Raw genomic sequence first — 23,534 nt, 5'->3', positions numbered from 1 at the left:
CCGATTGAAAACGGTTAGTCATGATTTTTATTGTTGAATGGCTTTGAATAAAAGCCAACGACCATCGCTTTCCTGGCTTAATGTTATCGGACTAATACCAGCTATGTCATTGGAACCCGCCAGCCAATTATAAAAAACAGCAGAGTGTGGCTTATCCGTTATAGCATCATTGCCAGACTGGCAAACAAGAATATATCCAACGTTCCGTTTTTCAATAACTTCTTTAGCAATGTCCCACGGGGCCGTATCCAGCAACGTCCTATGCACATCCAGCAACCCACCCACATTATGATGATAATTACCCGCAATCACCTTATGATGGGTCCGGTAAAGCAGTTCAGAAGCACCGCTGCTGGTGGTAAGCACAACTGAAGCAGGCAAGGCATTTAATTGCGGGGCAATATCCTGAATGGAACAATCATTCTTTTTATCTTTGTTCGCATTAAGAATATCGCTATCATTGTTCAGCAACACAACACCAATAACGGCAAACAATTGCAATGGCCCCAATAACACCAGCAACACCCCACCCATTTGCGCCTTGAAAGAATGACGTGCTTCTTCGTTGGCAAACACCGGCAAATAACTTATGGACAAACCAAAAGCCAGGGCAGAAACCAAGGCACCTGCCGCACCCATACGCACATGCAGGCCACCCAATAGGGCATAAAGCAGGGTGCCCATACCCAAAACACCCAGCCATAACAACCGTTTACGCCATGCCCAATAAAGCGCCAGCAATCCAGCCACAATTGGGGTAGCTAGCCAGGCAATCATTTTTTCCGGGGAGCTGGCCGGTTTCAGTTCCTGAATCTGATCCCACCAAACTGTTTTTAATTCATCAGGCAACAACCCACTGGCGCCTGCGGTAGCACCGGGCGTTAGCAACAGCCATACGCCACCCACCACCAAGCCCGTTATGGCCACCCAGGCAAATGCTTTTGGCAAAATCATTTCATGGGTAGCCACATAATCGGCAACCAGCATGACAAATGCAGTAAGGCCAACAAACAATAACCAGGCCAGGCTGATATGGTCTAGCGACCAGGCAGAAAAAGTGGGCGCTGGCGGGTCTATCAGCCAAGCCAGCAATACCAACCCCACCAGCCCGGCAGCCATCGGCCATAATTTGCCACTTCCAGGAAATTGCAACCGAATAGCCATGCGCAGCACCACCATAATAACCACCAGTGGCATGGTTTCTGGCGATATCCATAAAGCCAGCCCAGCCAATAGCCCGGCAAAAAAATCTCTGGCAACATTGGGAGTTTGAATGGAACGTATAATACACAGGGCAGCACCCGCAATGGGCACCAGCATGAAAATATGGTGAGTAATTTGTTGCAGCTGCCCATAACCAGCCAAGGGCAGGTTGCTGGCCATTAACAGGGCGGTTGCCAGGGTGGCTTTGTAGGTGCCAATGCTTAAAATAGTGCCTGCTACCAGTGCTGTTAATAGCAACATGCTGAACAGGGTCAGGCTGGCTCCGGCCCAGATTAGTGCGCTTTGGGTATCCATGCCAAACAGGGCAAAAACCTTGTGCAGTTGCCATACCGTCCAGCTATGCGGCAAAGACCAGTGGATCCAGTTGCCAGCGGGCACATTATCGCGAGGGTTGAAATTAATGGGCTCGCCTTGTGCATAGCCTTCCAGCAACACCAGTTTGTAATAACTGTCCGGATTTGGAAATTGCCCGGCAGCTACATCGCTAAACTGGGTATAGGTAGACCTAAATAAGGCAATGGCCATGAATACAATGGCCAAAATAAAAACCCCATTTCGGGAGCGTAATAAAGATAATTTCATGTTTTGTACCCAGATGCCAGGAAAAACAGTTTTCTTTGTTCTATGCGGTTTCTGGCTATGGCTTCCAGAATAATGCCGGTGGTAAAAATAACAAAGGCAATCATGCCCAGGCTACTGGCCAGTATGGCGGTAGGAATGCGGGGTACAAGGCCTGTTTGCATGAATTCAACAATAACAGGTATACCTAGCAATAGGCTAAGCAAGGCGGTTAGGCCAGCCACTGCCCCGTAAAAATGGGCCGGGTAAAAATGACGGAATAACCTGAAAAAAGATTTTAATATTTTAAAGCCGTCAGACCAGGTCCGCAATTTGCTGGTGCTGCCAGCCGGGCGCGGGGCATAGTGTACCGGAAACTCACCAGTAGAAATTTTAAGAATACTGGCAATAGCCGTCATTTCTGTTTCAATTTCAAAACCCGAAGACTGAATGGGCAGGATGCTGGCAAAACGGCGGGTAAAAACCCGGTAACCCGAAAAAATATCCTGGGTGGGTGTTTTGAACAGTCGCCCGAAAAGACGGTTAAACAAGGCATTGCCCCATAAGTGACCAGAACGGTAAGAATGACTTTCTGTATGCTGGCGAATGCCTGTGACCATATCCAGATGTGCTTGTTCCAGTAAAGCGATCATGGCGGGGGCGCTTTGGGCATCGTAAGTTTGGTCTGCATCAGCCAGGATATAAATATCGGCGTTAACGGTAGCCAGTAAACGCCGGACGGCATTGCCTTTGCCTTTTAGGGGTTCATGAATAACACGGGCCCCAGCTTTGTGGGCGATACTGGCGGTTTGGTCAGTAGAAGCATTGTCACACACAACCACTTCACAATCTGGCAGCACCTGTTGAAAAGCCTGAACCGTAGCCGCAACGGTTTTTTCTTCGTTATGGGCCGGCAGGATAATGGCTCTTTTTTGGCAAGAGGGCGTGTCTGCAGACAAGAGGTGCTTAAGGGGCATATGGAAAATGGTAATTTAGGGCTTGGATGTAAAATGAATGTATCTTTTGAAAAAAATAGTAGGCCTGTTGTATATTTTAAGCGACACTATAGTTCAAATAATGGCTAAAAAACAACTATATATGTTTGTTTTCATCAAATTAACAAGGGTTGACTATATAAAATAGGTTCGAATAAACAACGATTTATGTTACATTGGGTTATAAGTTGTAGATTTTAAAAAACATGGGTGTTTGTCCCTATTTACAGAAATATTATTCTGTTTTTATTTTTAGAATTTTTGTTTTGATTAAGCGCTTCGCCGTTTCATCAATATTTAATCCACGGAGGATTTAAAAATGAAAGATCAATTGATTAAGTTTTGGAAAGATGAAGAAGGTGCAACGGCAATTGAATATGCCTTGATTGCGGGGTTGATTGCTGTGGTGATTATGGTTGCTGTTAGGGCTTTAGGTGACGAAATTGAGGCTGTGTTTCAGGAGATTACTACGCAACTGCAAAATAGAAAGTCCTAGTTCAACAATTGTTTCGTACTAATTGATTCTAAACTGAAATAATATGCCCCCTCCCGGGGCATTTCTTTAAATACAAGCATGTCATCCAGCATCTGGCCCGTTCTCTTCGCTATTTTTTGTCTGCTGGTTATCACAAGTGATTTCAGGAAACGCAGAATAAGCAACCAGTTATTACTGGCTGCGCTGCTTGTTCACGCGGGTTTTTTGTTGGCAAATACGTTTGTTCCAGAAGTTTTGGCGTTACCCGCCACCCTAAGCTGGCGCCAGTGTATCACCGGTTTTTTAATGGGCCTGCTGGTTTTCTTTCCCTTCTGGGGCCTGAAACTGTTGGGCGCAGGCGATGTCAAGTTGATCGCCACACTGGGTTTTTTACTGGGTTTTGCCGGTTTATGGCAGGTGGTGCTGGTGGCGACGGTATTAACCGGTTTGCATGCGGTGCTAACGGTATTGGCACAAGGCTGGTTATCGGCCCGGGCGAGTTGGTGGAATGAAAGCAAAGAAAAACGGCGGGGCGTTCCCTACGGGGCCTGGCTGGCAGTAACGGCATTGGCGTGGGTAGGCACGGTTTACTGGAGCGGATATGCATGGTTCTGAAGGCAACGGCAATTTGATAAAGGCGCGAAAAGCGTCTTTTGTCGCTTCTGCCGCAAGCCGTCAGAAGGGGGCGTATGCGGTTGAGTTTGCCTTTGTGTTTATTGCTTTCTTTATTGTGCTGTACGGCATGATTACTTACGGGCTGATTTTTGCTGCCCAGCAATCCATGAATTTTGCGGCTGAAACAGGGGCGCGTGCAGGGTTGCAGTGGCAGGCGGGGTCTATACGGGCTGATTTGGAAAGTGAGAAAAGCGAGTTGGGAGAGTTAGAATCGCCTACAACGGAACAGTTGGCGCAACTGGCTAATATAAATACGGCGCTGGAATCTCTCGAAGATTTTAACGCTACCGAGTTGGTATTGCTGGAACGTGCTAAAAGAGCATGGGATGTTGCACGTTACCATAGTAGTTGGGTTAATAGCATGGCGAAAAACACCTTGCAAGTAACGGTTTGCAGTTACGGTGTGGGTGTTGAAAAAGATGGCAGCTATGGTGCCTGTGCTAATGTCGGCTCGCTTGAGGTGGTGATTCATTATCCTTATTATTGCAAAAAAACGCCAGATCAAGAATGTATACCGCTGGTGCCTTATTTGGGACCTTCCACTCTTTTACAAATAGCGGTTCCCAATAACCTTGAAAGCCGCAGTTCCGTAGACCTTGGCATTGCACGGGATTTTTCATGATGAAAACCGGCAAACCAAATACCCAAAAAAACCAGCAGGGGGTGGCAGCCATTGAGTTTGCCCTGACTATTTCCGTATTGTTGGTTATCTGCTTTGCCATTGTGAGTTATGGCATGTTGATGTGGACCCAGCAAAAGGTGTCGCATATTGCCGGAGACAGTGCCCGGGTGGGTTTGCAGCAGAGCATCCAGGGTAATGCGTTGTATGCGCAGGAAGCTTGTAACCATGCCAAAGTCATGGTGGCAACTGATTTTATTTTGAAAGACTTTGCCGAAGCCCCAAAATTTTGCGATTTTAAACAAGTTGCGTGTTCATGGGACTCAAAGCAAAAGTGTCTGCAGTTAACTATTGCAGTTACGGTAGATGGATTGCCGTTGGTAAATATGGTGCAGGCAGTAGGTAATCTTCTTAGCAAAGATACAGATACAAAAAGTTGGATACCCAGCGCACTATCCGCCACCTCAACCGTAAAAATTACAGATTTATAAAACAGAGTTATAAAAATTACTGATTAATCCGGAGCTTGATTTTTTTATGAATAACTTTACCAAAATCGTTGCAATAGGGCTGGTTTTGCTTGCAGCCGTTTTGGGCTTTTTTGCCTATAAAATGTCAACCGCGCCCAAGCCGGAACCGGTTGTGGTGGTTCAGCAGGTAGAGCGGCCAGTGGTGGCCAGCAAGCCTACCCGGGCAGTCATTCTGGCCGCCAAAGATATTCTGGCAGGCCAGGTTATTCAGGCCGACATGCTGAAGGAAGACCAGTGGCCCAGCGTGCCGGGCAATGGCTTTGCAAACACAGAAGATCTGGTGGGCAAGGTGGTGCGTTTTGATATTGCCGCCGAAGAACCCATTACCAAAGGCCTCTTGGCCATGGGGATTGCTTCTTATCTTGCTGACGGGCAGCGTGCCATTACCATTCCGGTTGACGAAATTGTAGGTGCCGGCAACCTGGTGGCACCGGGCGATATTGTGGATGTTTTCTTCACGCTTAACAGCAAGGGTGATGTTGGGGCACAGTCCCGTTTGCTGCTGCCCCAGGTAAGGGTGCTGGCTTATGGTGACAATACGGTAGATGGCCCCGCAACGCCACCGGCCAATGATGAGCGGCAGCAACGTACCCGCGCCACACCGGCACGTATTGCCATGTTGGCCGTGTCACTGGAAGACGTGAACAAACTGTTGCTGGCCACCCGTAATGGCAAACTGCAGCTGGCCCTGCGTGCGCCCCATGATGAAAATCTGCCCGATATGACCCTGTTCCCCGAACCGGAGCCGGTCCTGAAGGGCAAACCTGATTTAACGCCCGAACAGCTGGCCGCGCTGGAGAATGCCGGTAATATGGCGTATGCGGGCATGAGCCTGCCCGACCTTTCTGGCGAGTTGCAGGAAGATGACGATACGCCGGATGCACCGGTGGTGAAGCAGGGCAATTCGGGCAAGACCGTGCAGATTATTCGTGGCACGCAAATTGAAAACGTCAAGTACTAGGGTTGAATGGGTTTAATAATGAAATTTTCAGTGAATCAGATTTTTTCCGCCTTTAACAGGAATGCAACGCAGGTACTGACGGCAGCCGTCATGGGACTGACTTTGGTTCCCATGCAGCCGGTTATGGCGCAGTCCGCCGGTTTTACCCGCCCGGGTGGTTTGGGCATGGTGGTGGATACACAGCGCATGATCAAGGTGGACGGTTCACCGGCACGAATTGCCGTGGGTAACCCTGCTGTGGTGGATGTGCAGATTTTGCCGCTTGAAGAGGGCGTGGGTGATATTTTGCTGGTGGCCAGAAAACCCGGCGTGACGGATGTGCAGGTGTGGGTTGATGACGACCCAACCCCCAAACGCTGGCAGGTCAGTGTCGTGTCTGGTGAACAAAGCGCGCTGGAATCGGCCAAACGGCTTGAGGCGCCCGTTCGTGCCACCGGCGGGCAGGCCGTTGTAACAGGCCGTTCTTCCAATATGGTGGAGCATCAGCGTTCAACCGCTGCCGCCCGTGCAACTGGCGATTCTGACAAGATCATTGATACCTCTGTTATTAACCACAGTGGTATGGTGCAGGTGGAAGTGAAAATTGTTGAGTTGTCCCGTACGGTGATGAAAGAGGTGGGTATTGACTGGAATTCAGGTACCTCACGCGCTGGGATAACATTGCCAAATGGCAAGATAATGGAAGGGGGTTCAGGAACTTGGGGGGCGGTTAGCAGTTTTGCCCCTGCCATAAGTAATGGGTTTTCCTTAATGTTTGATTCCCGCAATTTTGGTGCCAAGCTGAAGCTGCTTGAAAACAATGGCATGGCCCGTACCTTGGCCGAACCAACCCTGGTGTCCTTGTCCGGCCAAAGCGCCAGCTTCCGTGCGGGGGGTGAAATTCCCGTGCCTGAATCGGGCGGGCTGGGTACGCAAACCGTTTCCTACAAGCCGTTTGGTATTGCGCTTACCGTCACGCCAACCGTGCTTTCACCCAGCCGGATAGCCTTGAAGGTCGCGCCAGAGTCCAGTGAGCTGGATTATGCCAATGCGATTCCCGTTGTCAGTGGAGACCAAACCACACTGATGCCGGCATTGAGTGTGCGCAAGGCCGATACCACGGTTGAAATGGGCGAGGGCGAAAGTTATATCATTAGCGGGCTGGTTTCACGCCAAACCATGGCTAATGTCAGTAAAATGCCATTTCTTAGCGATTTGCCCATTATTGGTTCGTTCTTCCGCAGCGTGTCCTATTCGCAAGATGAACGCGAGCTGGTGATTGTGGTTACTCCACGCCTGGTCAAGCCCATCGCCAAAGGTACGGAATTACCCCTGCCTGGCCAGGGCAAGGAAAACCTTAACGAGGCGGGTACTGCCTGGGGCTATTATTTGGTTGGACCGGCTTCGGGCGAACAAATGCCCGGGTTTTCCCGCTAAAACAATTATTATTTACCCCTTCCGGAGCAGTAGATTTTGTCCAAGCATAACCGGTTTGTATTTTTTTCTTCAGACACCGAGATCGCCGGAAAACTGGCGGATTCGCTGGAAGATATGGGCACGTTCGTTCATGAGCAGCCCGCTCCCGATGTCTTGACTCGCCACTTGGATGACAGCCTGGTTAACATGGTGTTTCTGGACTTTGTGCCTGATGATGCCGACAATGAAAAACTGGCCCGTGCGATTGACATGGCCCGTTTGCTTAATCGACATAAACCCGATATGCCCAGTGTTGCGGTGGGACGCATGAATTCACCGGGTGCCGCCGTGGCAGCCCTGCGTGCAGGGGTGAATGATTTTGTTGATGTGGATAACCCGGAAGAAGTGCGTGATACGGTCAAGCGCCTGGCAAGGCGGCTGAACAATGTCCACGAGGATGAAACCCGTTATCGCAATGTACTGATTTTAGGGGTGCGGACCGGAATGGGTGCAACCCTGCTTGCCGTGCATTTGGCCAGCCTGTTGCAGGAAATGCAAAATTCTGACCGCAATGCCCGTTTGCAGACGGGGGGGAAGTCTGACGCAAGCCAGCAGGATGCCGGCATGGTTTCCCTGCAGGATCGCACCTGCCTGCTTGATCTGGGTTTGCCGGTGGCTGATGGCATGCTGTACCTGGACCTTAATGGCAATTTTGATTTTGTGGAAGGGGTGCGCAATTTGCGTCGCCTGGACAGAACCATGTTAATGTCGGCCATGGCGCATGACAGTACCGGCCTGAGTGTAATGGCCTTGCCGCGTGACCTGGACCAGCTGAATAATGTTTCCCATGCCGATTCCCTGTTTCTGGTTGAACGGTTGCGTGATCATTTTGGTGTCATGGTAGTGGATGTAGGCGGTATGCCTAATCCGGCCTTTATTGCCGGCCTGGTTCGTCTTGCCGATGAAACCTGGCTGGTGACCGACCAAAGCATTGCCGCGCTGGTCTCCCTGGCGGATATTCTCAAAGAGTTTCAGGAAGATGGCATTTCTTCCAATGAGCTGTCGCTGGTGGTTAACCGCTACGATATTCAATACGGCATGAGTGCCGAACAGATCGCGCAGCGTTTTGGTTTAAAATTGAAAGGTACCTTGCCAGACAGGACACTGGCCATCATGAAAAGCACCAGTCAGGGGCATTTACTGCATCATGACGCACCTAAAGATCCATATATAAAGGCTTTACGGGCTCTGGCAAATACATTGGCAGTTCCTGCAGCAGGCAAAGAGCGGGCGCAGGAACAGAAATCAGGATGGCTGTCTTCATTTCTTGGACGGGACACCCGTTCTGGGTCAGCGCGGTAGGAGATCTGGATAATGATAAGGACACCCATTAAGTTTGGCGATGACGGATTCATTGACAGTGGCCGTTTCCAGGAAGTGAAGAATCATGCGTTCGAGCACTTGCTGACACGCATTGAAGAAATGGGGACCGAATTTGCCCGCTGGAATCCTGATGCGATCAGGACGTTTGTTGATAGCGAAGTCAATTCGTTTGTACGGATTCGGCGGTTTGCCGTCAATGAAAGCGAGATCCGTGAAATTGCCGATGCGCTTACCAAGGAGCTGGTTGGCCTTGGTCCGCTGGAAGATTTGTTAAATGACCCTGCCGTCGAGGATATCCTGATTAACGGGTTCGACAATGTATTCGTGTCGCGTCGCGGGGTGCTTGAGCGCGAACCGGCCCTGTTTACCGATAACCAGCATGTGATGCGCATTGTGCGCCGTATTCTGGCCCCGTTGGGCCGACGGCTTGACGAATCCACCCCCATGGTGGATGCCCGCCTGCCCGATGGCGCCCGCCTGAACGTGGTGATTGGGCCATTGTCGCTGGATGGCCCGCTGGTCTCCATCCGTAAATTCCGCAAGGATCCGCTTAAACCCGAAGATCTCATGAAGTTCGGGACCTTCAACGAAGAAATTTACCAATTGCTGGAAGCGGCGGTTGCGTCGCGCTGCAATATCCTTATTTCCGGTGGAACCAGTTCGGGTAAAACGTCCATGCTGAATGCGCTGGCATTTTTTATCGGCCCTCGTGAACGGATCATCACGATTGAGGATACCGCTGAAATGTCGCTGAACCATGAGCATGTGGTTCGGCTGGAATCGCGCCAGGCCGGTTACGATGGCAGTGGCGAGGTGGCTATTCGCGACCTTATCCGCAACAGTTTGCGCATGCGTCCTGACCGGATTATTGTGGGTGAGGTGCGGGGTTCTGAGGTCATTGATATGTTGCAGGCCATGAACACCGGCCACGAAGGCTCCATGGCCACCATTCACGCCAGTTCACCACGCGAGTGCCTGTACCGGATGGAAATGCTGGCCGGGTTTGCCGGTTTTCATGGCAGCGAAGAAAGTTTGCGTCGCCAGATTTCTGGCGCTTTGGACTTCATCATCCAGATTGGCCGCCTGCCCAACGGCAAGCGGCGGATTCTTTCAGTCACTGAAGTGATTGGCATGAGTGACGGTATTATCACCACCCAGGAGCTTTATCGTTATGAATCGGTCATTGGTGCCGATGGAGAAGAAAAAGACCAATGGGTGAGCATGGGTATCTTGCCGCACTGCAGTAAACTGGAAGATCATAAAGGCAAGATGCGTGAAACGGTGGTGAAGTCGGCGCCTGTGGTTGCCCAGACGGCCTCACGTGACCCCGCTGCGGGCTTCTGGAGCAGGAGGCGTTAATGAGCAGTAGTGTGGTTTTATTGGCGCTGATGGCCCTGGTTTTGCTTGTTCTGGCGTTAGTGCTGCTGTTGGGTGCCAGGCAGCAAGGCAAAAAAGATACCAAAGACCAGTTTGTGCTGGCACAACTGGAGCGCCGTTTAGGGCAGGAAGAAAGCGCAGAAGACGAGGCCATACGCCAGCGTAAGGTCTGGAAGGGTGGGCCACGGAATTGGAATGAGTTTTTACTGCGGGCCGGTGTGGTGCCCACTACCATGTTCTATGTCACGTTCTGGCTAATTATCCTGATACCCACCCTGCTGGCTGGGGTTTTTGGAGGCATGATTGCTGCAGGTGCCGCATTTGTCCTGCTGCTTGCCCTGTCTTTATTCCGTTTATGGCTGAAGGCCGAAACACTGCGCAAGAACCTGGTACGCCAGTTGCCCGACTTTTTAGATCGGGTGGTGCGCATGATGACGATCGGTAACAGTATGGGGGCGGCTTTCCATAACGCGGCGGCAGGCACCGAGTTACCCCTGCGGGATGTGATAGACCGTACGGTTAGCCTGAATCGCTCGGGCAAAGAAATTGACGTTGCCCTGCATTATGTGTCGCGCCAGTATGGCCTGCATGAATTATATCTACTGGCTTCCGTCATAGGCGTGGCCCTGAAATATGGCGGCCGCAGTGACCAGGTGCTGGAGCGGATGTCTGCGTTTATGCGTGACCTTGAACAGGCCCGTGCGGAAATGAAAGCCATGTCGGCCGAGCTGCGCCTGTCGGCATGGGTGCTGGCCCTGTTACCGGTGGGGCTGGCCTGTTTTATTCTGGTGTTCAATAATGCCCTGTTCATGGGCATGTGGGAAGATCCGGCAGGCAAAATGATGCTGGTGGGGGCGGTGGTTTTACAGATATCCGGTTCTTATTGGCTCTATCGCCTCGCCAAGTCCATATAAATGAGGGAAATAATATGCCGGATTTAACAAGTATTATCAGCCCCGAAGGCCTGCAGGCAGGTGCATTGGTGCTGCTGGCCATTGCCGCTCTGGTGGTGGCGATATACCTGATTGAAACCATGGTGCGCCAGGAAAAAAGCAAAGACCAGGTCGAGGACATCCTGCACAAACGGGAGCGGGTCGGGACATTGGCCTTTCCCGGAGCCCAAGGCCAGGCGGAAGAAGAAAGCCCGCGTTTGGAAAGTGCTGTTGTGAAAGCAACGGAATTGGGCGCGCGATGGGGCCAGGGCCGCTTTGGCGATGTCTTGCTGGCTGAAGAAGACAAGGCTTACCTTGAATTGGCGGGTTTTGAAGACTACGGCAAGGCAAAAGCCTTGTTCTCGTTTGTACGGGCTGTTTTGTCTATTGGTCTGCCGGTGATTTTGCTGTTCGTGGCGGGACCTGTGGAAATCATGGGCGGTCATTTAATGAGCTATGTGCTTTCCATTTTCTTTGGCTTTGCACTGGGCTGGATGGTGCCCAAATGGGTGTTGATGAGGCGGGTTAACCAACGCAAGAAAGCGGTTGATGATGAACTGCCGCTGCTGGTTGACCTGTTGCGCCTGTTACAGGGTGTGGGCATGTCAATGGACCAGAGCCTTTATATTATCGTGAAAGATTTCAAGGCGGTATTCCCTGTCTTAAGCTTGGAGCTGGAGGTCGCGGTAGAGCAGTATAATCGTGGCATGCCGCGCGAGCAATCCATGGATCGCATGATTAACGGCATGGACAATGATGACCTGACGGCCATTTGCCACTTGATTGCGCAAGTGGACAAGCATGGTGGCGCCGTACAGGAACCCCTGACGCGTTTTAGTGAACGCCTGCGTGAGCAGCGCCGTTCAGGATTGAAAGAAAAAATTGGCAAATTGACAGTCAAGATGACCGGGGTCATGGTGTTGACCTTGCTGCCCGCGTTAATGATTGTGACCGCAGGTTCTGGCTTTATTGCCGTGTTCCGCGGATTATCTCGAATGGGAGGTGGTTAAAAGTTATGAAGTTGGTGAAGAAAGCAACAGCGATTGCATGTGCAGGTGTATTGGCAGGATGTGTGAACAGTTCTTCGGATTCGGCCTGGCGGCTGATGGAAGAGCAACAGCAGGAACAGGCCATGGTTCAGCGTCAGGAAATGGATGACGCTCGCAAGAAAGCGCCCGAAAAAGAACAATTGTTAATCATGACCATTAAAGAAGCGCAAGATCAGGGGCGTTATTTCGCCTCTTTGGCGTTTATAGATGAACATGATGTCAAATACGGCAAATCGCCCGATGTGGAAATTTTGCGGGCCGAAGCTCTTAGAAAGACAGACCAGCATGCGCAAAGCGAGGAAATTTACCGTCGCCTGACCAAAACCCGTCAAAAGGCCCAGGCCTGGCACGGTCTTGGCTTAATGGCCGGCCAGCGTGGCGATTTTGCCGAAGCGGCCAAAAACCTGGAAAATGCGTCGTCAGCAGCCCCGTCCGATGCCGTTATTCTTAGCGATCTTGCCTATGCCAGAATGCGGTTGGGGGATCTTGAAGGCGCCCGTATTCCGATTGGCAAGGCCGCTGAATTAATGCCACAAAATCCCAAGGTGTTAAGCAATATGGCGCTTTACCTTTTGGTAAGAGGTGCCACGCCCGCTGCCGAGCAGGTGATGCAAAGCGCCAATCTTGGCCAGCAGGCCCGGCAGGAAATTTACGCAATTGCCGATCAGGTGCGTCGCTTGCCGCCTGCCCCCATACAGGCGTCCGGCAATGCGTCATCCCGTGATGATGGCAACCAGGTCAGGGGTGTCAACAACCTTAGGGCCTCTTCAGACGAAGTTAAAAAAAAACAGGATGAGGTCGTTTCGGCTTCGCGCCTGAATCAGGCACAAAATAGCCAACAGCAAGCGTTTGATTTGCAGTTGCCAGCCAGTGCGCCGCTTCCGGCTGATATCCAGCCCCGGCCCGATGCACAGCCGCAAGCCCGGATACAGCCTGAACCAGAACCCCAACTGGTTAATGTAGAGCAACAGGTGGCCCGGGCGACTGAACCAGCACATACAGCGCCACAACCGCAACAACTGGTCAGGGGCAACGAGCAGCCACTGGAAATGGCTCCCCCCACCAATGACCCGATTGCCATGATGCAGCCTGAGTTTGCCTGGCCACCCGTACCACAAGGACCTACTCCGGCTGGATTGGCCGGGCAACAGGCCGAAGAAAAACGCCTGGCCGAAGTAAGCCGACAGCAAGCTGAAGAGCAACGTCAGGCAGAACTGGCCCAACGGCAGGTTGAAGAGAAACGTCAGGCTGAAGTGGCCCAGCAACAGGCCGAAGAAAAACGTCAGCTTGAGTTGGCCCAGCAGCAAGCTGAAGAAAAACGCCAGCTGGCCCAGGCTCAAGCCCAACAGGAAGCCCAATCTCAACAGCAATTGGTTCGGGGTAACGAGGCACCCCTGGAGATGGCTCCGCCCACTAATGACCCGATTGCCATGATGCAACCCGCATTTGTCTGGCCACCTGTTACGCAACAGCAGGCTGAAGAAAAACGCCAGGCTGAAGAGGCAAGGCAACAAGCCGAACAGCAACGCCAGGCTGAATTGGCGCAGCAACAAGCCGAACAGCAACGCCAGGTAGAATTGGCGCAGCAACAGGCCGAACAGCAACGCCAGGCCGAATTGGCGCAACAACAGGCCGAACAGCAACGCCAGGTAGAATTGGCGCAGCAACAGGCCGAACAGCAACGCCAGGCCGAATTGGCGCAACAACAGGCCGAACAGCAACGCCAGGCCGAATTGGCGCAGCAACAAGCCGAACAGCAACGCCAGGCAGAGTTGGCCCAGCAACAGGCTGAAGAAAAACGTTTGGCCCAGGCTGCGGCCAGCAAAAAACCAGTGGCGCAAACGCAAGCCATTCCGACAGCCAGATCAAAAGGCAGCACCAGTGCCATTGACCGCTCTATTCTGGATGACGTCTCTATTGTTGGTGGTGACTTCATTCTTAAACGGAAGTAATCAAGCTATTTTTAAAGGTTTATAACCATGAATTTACTGAATGTTCGTGCAGTGCTATTTACCGCTTTATGCATGCCGGGACTGGCCATGGCCCAGGGTGCAGTAACGGCACCCCTGGATGTACCGGGTACGGGCGTCAACCCGCATCAGCCCAGCAAGAAAACCCATGCGTTTCCGGAATCCAAAACCTTTTCTGAAGATACATCACTGTATGTATACGTACCGCCCGAGCCTTTGGGTAAAACCACCCGCTCACTGATGGCCATGCAAGCCGACCCCAACCGCCCTGGTACGCCACACACCATGCTGGGCGCCACCGCCACCATCGCCTGGGATCGCTACCTGGACAGCTTTAATCATGCTATTCCAGAATGGTTTGAAGAAAAGATTGACGATCCGGGTGAATGAACCGGTGGTAGTGGTTTGAGTTGGCGTATCCCCGTGTAAAACATGACTGAATATCAGGGCGGGGATAAAAGGGTTATAGCGGTATGTTGCCATATTAAATATGCCGCTATTACTGCATTGAAACACCCCAGTTTTACTGATGGTAAAGCTGCAGGGGGTTTACAGAAAATATTTGGCTCCTGTAACATCAGCCGTTTGTATCCATTTGCCAGAAAAGCATCATTATGTATTGAAAACCACTGTTTTTATTTTGAAGCGGTGTGGTTTTCAAGAAGGCACGTTTCCTTTAAATATAGGGAAAATAGGTTAGTTTAAAAGGTTTCACCATGAAAAAATCAGCTATTAATCGCCAGAGAGGCTCAATCATCGTACCGGTTGTGGTTTCCTTATTGGTGGGATTGATACTGCTGGGTGGTGTCCAGCTGGGTTATTACTTTCACTTGAAAAGAGAGTTGCAGAATACGGCTGATTTGGCGGCGTTGAGTGGTGTGCAGACGTTAAGTAATGCGTTATGGTTGTCTGATAGCAAGGAAATAGCAGATGTTGACTGTAGTGCGGCTGAGGAAATTGGCAAACAAACAGCACGAGAAAATTTTAAATCTCATGGCGTTTTATCCGATTCACAGTTGGAGGTAACCTGCGGTAAATGGAAAGAAAACCAGGTGCCAGGAGACCCAAGGCATTTTATTGCGACGCCAACGGTAGAAGATGATACCAATTCACTTTATGTGAAGATAACTTATGATGCACTACCATTTTCTTCATTTTCTTTTGGTTCCACCATTGTAGTTGAGGCCATCGCCAAAAGTAGTAAACCTGTTGCGGCTTTTCAGGTGGGTTCGCAGTTGCTGAGGTTTGATAATGAAGCACCGTTGGGTAGTTTGCTGGGATTGGTGGGACTGGATGTCAGTACCTTGACTTTACTTGACTCAAACGGGTTGGCAGGGGCGACAATCACTCCATCTGGCTTGTTAGGCCTATTGGGGGGAGTGGGTATTAACGAGTTGGGTCTCTTGACGCCTAATGGTGTCGCTAAACTTGATAATGTGACCGTATTGCAGTTAATTAATGCGTCCGCAGAATTGGTTGGGCAGGGTACTGCAGCTGCTGTGGAATTAGGTGTTCTTGCTCAGAAATTGGTAAATATTGAATTAGAAGAAATTAAGCTTTTAGATACGGCAATTCCTTTGGGGGGTGGTAAAGATCAACCTGGTTTATTGGCGTTTCTGGGAATTGGTGGCAACGACCCATTAGGCGGTGCCCTGGATGTTAAGTTGGGGGTGGGTGATCTTCTGAAAACAGCGATTGCTGTGGCTGCTAATGGTCATGCGCTTGAAATACCGGATTTGAATTTACTGGGGCTGGCGAAAGCAAAATTAAGAATCGTGGAGCCCCCGGTTATTGCTATTGGCCCGGTAGGTATAACCGGGTATAGCGCACAGGTTCGTTTATGGCTGGATATTGATACCGATAACCTGCTGGGTGGTTTGCTTACGCCACTGGTAAGTGGTCTGTTGGGGACCCGTGTTCATTTACCTATTGCCGTAGATGTTGTTTCTGGAGAGGGTGAGTTGACAAAATTGCAATGCTCTAAAAACCCGCCGACTATGGATGTTTCTGTTAAATCCAGAATTCTTAATGTTTGTGTGGGCGGATTGACTGAAAATGATATTTTTTCAACAACAATGGCATGTCATGACATATCTTCTTTTAAAAATTCAAATCCCGAGTTGATTAGGCTGTTACATATTCCTGTGTTGTCAGGTAAATTATATGTGCCCGCTTTGGAAGATGACGGTATGGTTTCTGGTTTGGCAGTGGATGAGACGGGAAAGACTGATCCTAATTCTTTAAATTTAGGGGATACGGTTGAAGGGATAGTCGATGGGGTATTGGAATTATTAAGTGGGCTTTTCAGGGCACCTAATACAAATAGCTTTCCAAAGGATTGGGTATGGAATGGTTCATATGAAAATGACAGTCTGATACCTGGTATGGTATTGACGTATCTGGAAGAAGCGGAGAAAGATGCGTTGGGGCGTTATGATATTAATAAAGCGAATGAGTTAATAACGAAGGGAAGAGGCAGTGAGGGTGATGAGGATTACTTACCTAAATTACTGGAAGAAGATTTTGTAATTCCAGATTCAGTCGTTGAATGGTGTGGATTATCAAAATGTCAGAGAGACGGAACATTTACGGAAGTTTTTTATAATACTACAGAGAAAATAGACAGCCTTGGCGATATCTTAGGTTTTGGAGATTCTTGCAGAGGAATTTTTAAAAATCTTGTAGGAGATTATAATCAATGTGTAAGAAATAGATTAACTGCACTATTAACAGATAATCAACAATATATCCCTTCGTTTGAGCCAAAGGTAGTTGACACAATTCTTACTGTCAATGTGGAAGATAGTTGTCGTGGACTTTTGTGTATTGTATTAGATCCAATTGTTAGTGTCCTGAAACCCATCTTGAACGGTGTCGGTTCAGTATTAACTGCCGTGCTAGACAATTTATTGGGGCTTGAAGTAGGGCGTACTGAAGTTACTGCTCTTGCCATTGATTGCGATCCCGCCCAGCTGGTTTATTAAGCACCTTGTCACTATCAAGAAATAAAATGCCTGCAAGTGATTCCTGCAGGCATTTTTTATTGGTTTTTCTTTTTGGACATTAATGAAATTAGGGCCAACGACTATAGGGAAAAAGATGCGGAATATGGCATAATTTAACAGAATGATACATTTTTTCGTCTTTCAAGAACGGTATTTTAATAGGTTAAATGTAGGCCAGGTTTCTTGATAAAAGTAGCGAAAAAAGATTTGTTTTTGCTAAAAAGGTGTCCCCATGCAAACGTTATCAAATAATCACCAGCGTGGTTCAATCATTATACCGATTGCGGTTTCCCTGGTGGTGGGGTTAATTTTGCTGGGCGGTGTCCAGCTGGCTTATTACTTCTACATGAAGCGGGAGCTGCAAAATGCCGCAGACATGGCTTCCCTAAGTGCGGTCCAGCTTATTGAAAAATCTGGCACATTAACCTGCGACCAGCCTTCGCACCCGGCCCAGCAGGCGGCCGCAGCTATTATCAAAGAAAATTTCGGGTACGGTACTTTGTCAGAAATGACGGTATTGTGCGGAACCTGGGACCCCGAACAATATCCCGAAGAAGGGCATTTTAAAGCGGTTGCGGTGAATGGAGAATATAACGCCATACTGGTTGACTTGACCTATGAAGCCTTGGGTTTTATGCCTTTTGCTGTGGATGCAACCATTACCGCAAATGCCATTGCTAAAAAAGGCACCATGCCAGTGGCGGTTTTTTCCGTTGCGCCTGCTTTGCTGTCGTTGGGGCAGGGTGCGTTAACGGGTTTATTAACGCAGCTTGGTCTGGATGCCATCGGGTCTAATGTTGGCAGTTATCAGGGGCTGGCCAATGTCAAAATAAAAACGTCTGGCTTGTTGGAAGAACTGTTCAAAAATACTGATATCGACCTTGATGCCGTGGTGACAGTGGCGGAGTTGAATGCTTTGCTTAATACCAATGTGGGCTTGGGTGATATTGTGGTGGCTGCGGTCAAGGCGGCAGACCAAAATCTTATTGCTGCGGCGGTGCTGGACAGTTTGCTGGACGTGAAGGCTGAGTTAAATAATCTGGGCGTGCAGATCCCCCTGGGTTCAGGCACTCATGGCCGGGGGTTGTTTGCCCAAATCATGGCGCCTTCTGTACAGTCTGCGTTAAATGCAGAAGTAGGCATTGGCGATATTCTTGATGTGGTGCTGGATGTGGCCACAAAAAAGCATGCACTTAACGTGCCTTTGAAGCTTGGTATAGGGGGTATTCTGAAAGCTTCTGTGGAAGCGAAGGTAATTGAACCGGCTTCTATTGGGATTGGCGGGAAGGGGACATCGGCATACAGCGCATCGGTGCGGGCATTTGTGCATTTGTGTGTGGATTCCGCCGGAGAGTGTGATGAAGATGGCTATGACAGTGGTTGGTTAAGGCTGCAGGTGAATATTCCAGTAGCGTTGGAAGTGGTTACAGGCAAAGCTACTTTAAATTCTTTATGTGAACGCAATGACACGTCTGAAGAGAAAAATCCGATTGCAAACATAACAACCGCTTCGTCCGTGTTGGGCCTGTGTACGGGTGATATTACCAAAGATCATGTTTTTTCTTCTGCGTTCAGTTGCAGGGATACGGCTTTGGGGAGTAAAAAACTGGCGTCGCTAGGCGTGTTGGGACAGGTTTTGTTAAGCCTGAATTCAAAAGCGGCATTTGATGTGTTGGCTGATGATGACAATGAGGGTGACAATGAGGATGATGGCGGGAAAGATTATATTGAAGGACAAAGTGAGGTTTTTGTAAATCCGTTGTCAGTCGGCAAGTCACTGGATGATTTAATCTGGGAGGCAACCGTTAATCTTTTGAAAGGAGGCGAGGGTGTGCTGGGAGATGACCAGGCAACGGGGGAGAGTCTGTGGAATGCGACGCTGGCAAATAAAGAAGAGGAGGAAAAATGCAATCCGGTACCGCAAAATTGGGCCGGTTGGCATTGTCGTAAAGATGTCAGGGATGAGATTGCGGAAAGCTTGAAGACCGGTTTGGGTGGGCTTATTGGCGATCTGGCTAATGATTTGTTGGAAGGAAAGTTGCTTACTGGGCTGGTGGGGTTGGTAAATAATCTTTTGAAAGGGCTGCTTTTGGATCTTGATCCATGTACACCAACTGCATTGCTGGGTGCCGCCCCTGTTATAACAGGGGGTACGGTTGCCGGCTGTATTGGTCAAATTGACGACGTGCTTGATGACTTGAGAGAGGCTGAAGTTGAACAGGATGAAGAGGATGAAGAGGATGAAGAGGATGTGTTAGCGCTACTGGCCTTGATCACCGGATTGTTAAGCCCATCCTTGGACGGGCTGGGAGGCATGCTGAGTGAGTTGTTGGATAATCTGGGGGTTGATGTATTCACGGTAGAAACCAAGCTGATTTCACTTGATTGCGAAGGGGGAGCGCAGCTGGTTTATTAAGGGTTAGAGGTATACCACCCCGTCGCTACGCGCCACCCCTCCGCAGGGGGGAATGTAGTACTCACTGTTATAATGGGTTGATTATTTTAAGGTCAATTTGAAAAAGCCCATTTCATGACTTCTTCCATCCTGTCCCTTTTACAACAGCCAGAAAGTAAAATTCTGGAGTTTAAACGTGACCTTTCATCACCTCAGCCTTTGTTGAAATCCTTGATTGCTTTCGCCAATTCTGCTGGGGGGCGTTTAATTATAGGTGTCAATGATGAGCACAAGATTATAGGTGTTACTGATCCCCTTGCGGAAGAAGAACGTATTTGCAACTTAATTGCTGACAATATCGCTCCGCGTCTGGTTCCCAATGTAGAATTAACTAGCCTGAATAATAAAACCTTGCTTATTGTGGAAGTTTTTCCCAGTAGTTCTCGTCCACATTATTTTAAGAAACAGGGGCCAGAACAAGGTGTTTATGTCAGGCTGGGCTCTACTAACCGGCAGGCAGACCCTGCCTTGATTGCCGAGTTGCAGCGTGGTGTATTGGGAATATCATTTGACGAAATACCTATGCCTCAGCTTTCGATACAAGATCTTGATTTGGAGACTGCTGAAAAACTGTTTGGCAACAAGCGGACTTTAGATGAGAAATCATTACTGACTTTAAAGTTGTTGTGCAAAGAACAAGGTCGGCTTGTACCAACCCAGGGAGCTATCCTTTTATTTGGTAAAGATCGGGAAATGTATTTTCCCGATGCTTGGGTACAGTGCGGACGGTTTCGTGGTACCACTAAGGTGGAAATTTTTGATCAAATGGAAATCCATGATCTTTTGCCGTTGGCAGTGGACTCCATTGAAATGTTTTTGAAAAAACATGCATTTAAAAGTGCCAAGTTTTCTGGTATGCGCCGTAAGGATATGTGGAGTATTCCACTAACCATGCTTCGTGAAGCTATTATCAATGCGTTGGTGCATAGTGATTACTCACATCGTGGAAGCCCTATACGTATCGCTTTTTTTGATGATCGCATAGATATAGAAAGTCCTGGCATACTTTTGCCCGGTATGACCATTGAAGACATGAAAAACGGTACATCCAAAATTCGTAATCCTGTTATTGTTCGCATTTTCCGTGAGCTGGGGCTCGTAGAGCAATGGGGAAGTGGCGTTAAACGTATTTTTGCAGAGGCAAAAGAATTAGGTTTGCCCGAACCACAAATCACTGAAATAGCAACGGGTATTAGATTTAGTATCAGATTAAGCGAGTCAAACAGTGAGAAACTTTCTGAAAAATGGGTTGGTGAGCAAGTCAGTGAGCAAGTCAGTGAGCAAGTCAGTGAGCAAGTCAGTGAGCAAGTCAGTGAGCAAGTCAAGGCTATGCTTGGATATTGTTCTGAAGAACCAAAAAGCAGGCAGGAATTATTGGCAGCGGCAGATTTATCCAATGCTTACATGAATTATAAACGTCATATTGTCCCGTTATTGGAACAAGGAATCCTGGAAATGACTATTCCTGATAAACCAAGGAGTCGATTACAAAAATATCGCTTAACAGAACAAGGCAAGTTGATTCTTTCGAGCAATTAGGCGTCTCAAGCAAGTATAAAGTTTTAGATGAAAAAACATGCGACCTTATTGGGGATTCAATCGAAAACCAGTCGTCAACGGGAAATTTTGGTTTGCCCAGAACCACCCCGGCGCTTTGCGCCACCCCTCCGCAGGAGGGGAATGTGCAGCACTGACGTTGCCACGAAGCAGGAAAATTCCCCTCTGTGGAGGGGTGGCAGGCGAAGCCTGACGGGGTGGTTCCAAGCAAACCCCACCGTCCAAATCAATCTCTTCTGACGGGGTGGTTGCCAAAACTCCGCGTTCCCGCGTTAGTATGCATTCCTATGCGGGAAACCACCCCGGCGCTATGCGCCACCCCTCCACGGGAGGGGAATATCTTCACTTACTCCACCGTAATCAACGCCACCCCTTCTGTCACTTGATCACCCACGTTATAGAACACTTCTTCCACTTTGCCGTCTTCGGGAGCAGTGATGGTGTGTTCCATCTTCATGGCTTCCATCACCAGCAGGGCCTGGCCTTTGGTGACGGTATCACCTGCCTGCACCAGCAGGGAAATAATCTTGCCGGGCATGGGGGCGGTCAGGCCGCCACCGTGAGCGTCGCTATCGTCGGCGGCGTGCTGCAGCTCGTCGGGCTTGCCAATGATGGTAATGGCACCATTTTCAAAAACATGGGCCTGTTCACCTTGCATGACAACGGTCGCCTGGTGGTTGGAGCCGTTCAGGCTTAAACGACAGTGGCAGGTTTGGTCGGGGGTGATTTGCACCTGCCATTCAAACTCATAGCCAATGTCGTTATCCAGTAATTGCCATCCACGGGCGGTTTTTTCCAGGGTAACAAGGCGGGCTTCATCGTTGTCAATGACCCGGATATGCTGGGTGTAGTGGCCACTTAAACGCCAGCCATCGGTGGCTGACCAGGGATCGGCTTTGTTGGCATAGCGGTTGGTGGTGCTGCCGGTTTGTCCTTGTCGGGCCATGATGGCAGCGGTCAGGCTGGCCAGGGTAAATATACTGGCCTGCTTGGGGGCGGGCAGCAGCTGTTCGCTGTGCTTTTCAATTAAACCGGTATCCAGGTCGGCGGATGCAAAGGCACTGTTTTGCATCAGGCGGCCCAAGAAGGCCACGTTGGTATTCACCCCCACCACCTGGGTTTGCGCCAGTGCCTGTTGCAGGCGGGCAATGGCCTGTTCGCGGCTGTCGGCCCATACAATCAGCTTGGCAATCATGGGGTCGTAGAAGGGGGAAATGGTATCGCCTTGACGCACGCCACCATCTACCCGCACCTCGCCCAGTTCAAACTTGACGTGCTCGGGAAAGCTCAGGTGGCTAAGGGTACCAATCGAAGGCAGGAAACCTTTTTCCGGGTTTTCTGCATAGATGCGGGCTTCAATGGCATGGCCTTCTATGAACAGCTCGTCTTGTTCAGCGGGCAAGGGTTCACCGGCAGCTACCCGCAGTTGCCATTCCACCAGGTCGGTGCCGGTAATCATTTCAGTCACGGGGTGCTCCACCTGCAGGCGGGTGTTCATTTCCATGAAGTAGAAACGGCCATCGGGTTCGGCAATGAATTCAACGGTGCCGGCCCCCACGTAGCCCACGGCTTTGGCGGCGGCCACGGCGGCTTCGCCCATTTCACGGCGACGTTCTTCGGTCATGCCGGGGGCCGGGGCTTCTTCAATGACTTTCTGGTGGCGGCGCTGCACCGAGCAATCGCGTTCGAATAGATGAAGTGTATTGCCATGGCTGTCGGCAAAAACCTGGATTTCAATATGACGCGGTTTGGTCAGGTAACGTTCAACCAGTACCTTGTCATCACCAAAGCTGCTAATGGCTTCGCGTTTGCAAGAGCTTAGGGCATCGGGGAATTCCTGCGAAGACTTTACAATCCGCATGCCCTTGCCACCTCCGCCGGCACTGGCTTTGATGAGTACCGGGTAGCCAATCTGGTCAGCCTGCAGGTGCAGGAATTCCATGTCCTGGTTGTCACCATGGTAGCCAGGTACCAGTGGCACACCGGCCGTTTCCATTAAGGCTTTGGCGGCGGATTTGCTGCCCATGGCGGCAATGGCGCTGGCGGGGGGACCAATAAAGACGACGCCGGCATCGGCGCAGGCCTGGGCAAAGGTTTCGTTTTCAGATAAAAAACCGTAGCCGGGGTGGATGGCCTGGGCACCGGTTTGCCGTGCGGCCTGCAAGATGATATCGGCTCGCAGATAGCTGTCACGGGGCTCGGATCCGCCAATGTAAACCGATTCATCGCAGGCGGCCACGTGGGCGGCATTGGCATCGGCATCGGAATAAACGGCAACGGTCTGGATGCCCATGCGATGGGCGGTGGCGGCAACGCGGCAGGCAATTTCACCACGGTTGGCAATGAGTATTTTTTTAAACATGTGACGGGCTCC

General features: G+C 50.1%; 19 protein-coding genes. 16 read left to right on the top strand and 3 right to left on the bottom strand.

All coding sequences use genetic code 11. The features are described 5' to 3' along the window. Positions 1–27: 27 nt before the first annotated feature. Positions 28–1,806, bottom strand: a complete 1,779-nt coding sequence (locus IE074_RS09855; RefSeq protein ID WP_189385295.1) for a hypothetical protein — start codon at positions 1,804–1,806, stop codon at positions 28–30. After that, on the bottom strand, positions 1,803–2,759 hold the full coding sequence (locus tag IE074_RS09850; RefSeq protein ID WP_189385294.1) for a glycosyltransferase family 2 protein: 957 nt from the start codon (positions 2,757–2,759) through the stop codon (positions 1,803–1,805). Before IE074_RS09850 ends, IE074_RS09855 begins: the two co-directional genes overlap by 4 nt. A 337-nt stretch (positions 2,760–3,096) precedes the next feature. On the opposite strand from IE074_RS09850, the gene IE074_RS09845 reads away from it, so the two are divergent. The 16 genes from IE074_RS09845 (at position 3,097) to IE074_RS09770 (ending at position 21,142) form a co-directional block, all read left to right on the top strand. Further along, positions 3,097–3,273: a Flp family type IVb pilin gene (locus tag IE074_RS09845; RefSeq protein WP_189385293.1), complete on the top strand. Its 177-nt coding sequence runs from the start codon at positions 3,097–3,099 to the stop codon at positions 3,271–3,273. A gap of 78 nt (positions 3,274–3,351) precedes the next feature. Further along, positions 3,352–3,867 (top strand): A24 family peptidase, encoded by a 516-nt coding sequence (locus IE074_RS09840; protein WP_189385292.1) that lies wholly within the window; start codon positions 3,352–3,354, stop codon positions 3,865–3,867. Next, a complete protein-coding gene (locus IE074_RS15070; RefSeq protein WP_189385291.1) occupies positions 3,854–4,549 on the top strand; it encodes a TadE/TadG family type IV pilus assembly protein in 696 nt (231 codons plus the stop codon). The genes IE074_RS09840 and IE074_RS15070 overlap by 14 nt, the downstream gene beginning before the upstream one ends. Continuing rightward, entirely contained in the window at positions 4,546–5,037 is a 492-nt protein-coding gene (locus IE074_RS09830) for a TadE/TadG family type IV pilus assembly protein (RefSeq protein WP_189385290.1), read from the top strand. The genes IE074_RS15070 and IE074_RS09830 overlap by 4 nt, the downstream gene beginning before the upstream one ends. Before the next feature lie 46 nt (positions 5,038–5,083). Continuing rightward, positions 5,084–6,037, top strand: a complete 954-nt coding sequence (gene cpaB, locus IE074_RS09825) for a Flp pilus assembly protein CpaB (RefSeq protein WP_189385289.1) — start codon at positions 5,084–5,086, stop codon at positions 6,035–6,037. Between the two features lie 30 nt (positions 6,038–6,067). Further along, positions 6,068–7,453: a type II and III secretion system protein family protein gene (locus IE074_RS09820; protein ID WP_189385288.1), complete on the top strand. Its 1,386-nt coding sequence runs from the start codon at positions 6,068–6,070 to the stop codon at positions 7,451–7,453. A 36-nt stretch (positions 7,454–7,489) separates the two neighbouring features. Beyond that, positions 7,490–8,794: a pilus assembly protein CpaE gene (locus IE074_RS09815; RefSeq protein WP_189385287.1), complete on the top strand. Its 1,305-nt coding sequence runs from the start codon at positions 7,490–7,492 to the stop codon at positions 8,792–8,794. A gap of 12 nt (positions 8,795–8,806) precedes the next feature. Next, a complete protein-coding gene (locus IE074_RS09810) occupies positions 8,807–10,174 on the top strand; it encodes a TadA family conjugal transfer-associated ATPase (RefSeq protein WP_189385286.1) in 1,368 nt (455 codons plus the stop codon). Next, positions 10,174–11,106, top strand: coding sequence for a type II secretion system F family protein (locus tag IE074_RS09805; protein ID WP_189385285.1), 933 nt, complete (start codon positions 10,174–10,176; stop codon positions 11,104–11,106). Before IE074_RS09810 ends, IE074_RS09805 begins: the two co-directional genes overlap by 1 nt. Before the next feature lie 14 nt (positions 11,107–11,120). Then, the gene (locus tag IE074_RS09800; RefSeq protein WP_229793975.1) at positions 11,121–12,134 is read left to right on the top strand and encodes a type II secretion system F family protein; all 1,014 of its coding nucleotides are present in this window, start codon (positions 11,121–11,123) and stop codon (positions 12,132–12,134) included. 5 nt (positions 12,135–12,139) lie between these two features. Beyond that, positions 12,140–14,125, top strand: coding sequence for a tetratricopeptide repeat protein (locus IE074_RS09795; protein WP_189385284.1), 1,986 nt, complete (start codon positions 12,140–12,142; stop codon positions 14,123–14,125). A 27-nt stretch (positions 14,126–14,152) separates the two neighbouring features. After that, entirely contained in the window at positions 14,153–14,533 is a 381-nt protein-coding gene (locus IE074_RS09790) for a DUF3613 domain-containing protein (protein WP_189385283.1), read from the top strand. Between the two features lie 42 nt (positions 14,534–14,575). Continuing rightward, the gene (locus IE074_RS09785) at positions 14,576–14,848 is read left to right on the top strand and encodes a hypothetical protein (RefSeq protein WP_189385282.1); all 273 of its coding nucleotides are present in this window, start codon (positions 14,576–14,578) and stop codon (positions 14,846–14,848) included. Between the two features lie 11 nt (positions 14,849–14,859). Then, on the top strand, positions 14,860–17,127 hold the full coding sequence (locus IE074_RS09780) for a pilus assembly protein TadG-related protein (protein WP_189385281.1): 2,268 nt from the start codon (positions 14,860–14,862) through the stop codon (positions 17,125–17,127). Between the two features lie 253 nt (positions 17,128–17,380). Further along, on the top strand, positions 17,381–19,564 hold the full coding sequence (locus IE074_RS09775; RefSeq protein WP_189385280.1) for a pilus assembly protein TadG-related protein: 2,184 nt from the start codon (positions 17,381–17,383) through the stop codon (positions 19,562–19,564). Between the two features lie 114 nt (positions 19,565–19,678). Next, positions 19,679–21,142 carry an AlbA family DNA-binding domain-containing protein gene (locus IE074_RS09770; RefSeq protein WP_189385279.1) on the top strand — a complete coding sequence of 488 codons (1,464 nt, stop codon included), beginning with the start codon at positions 19,679–19,681 and terminating at the stop codon, positions 21,140–21,142. A gap of 364 nt (positions 21,143–21,506) precedes the next feature. Here IE074_RS09770 and IE074_RS09765 read toward each other — a convergent pair whose 3' ends face one another. Next, complete coding sequence (locus IE074_RS09765; protein WP_189385278.1) at positions 21,507–23,522, bottom strand: acetyl/propionyl/methylcrotonyl-CoA carboxylase subunit alpha; 2,016 nt, start codon at positions 23,520–23,522, stop codon at positions 21,507–21,509. Positions 23,523–23,534 lie beyond the last annotated feature (12 nt).

Origin of the sequence: Advenella faeciporci (genome assembly GCF_014652395.1) — a bacterium.
GTDB lineage: Bacteria > Pseudomonadota > Gammaproteobacteria > Burkholderiales > Burkholderiaceae_B > Advenella > Advenella faeciporci.
This window is presented reverse-complemented; position numbering and strand designations above follow the sequence as displayed.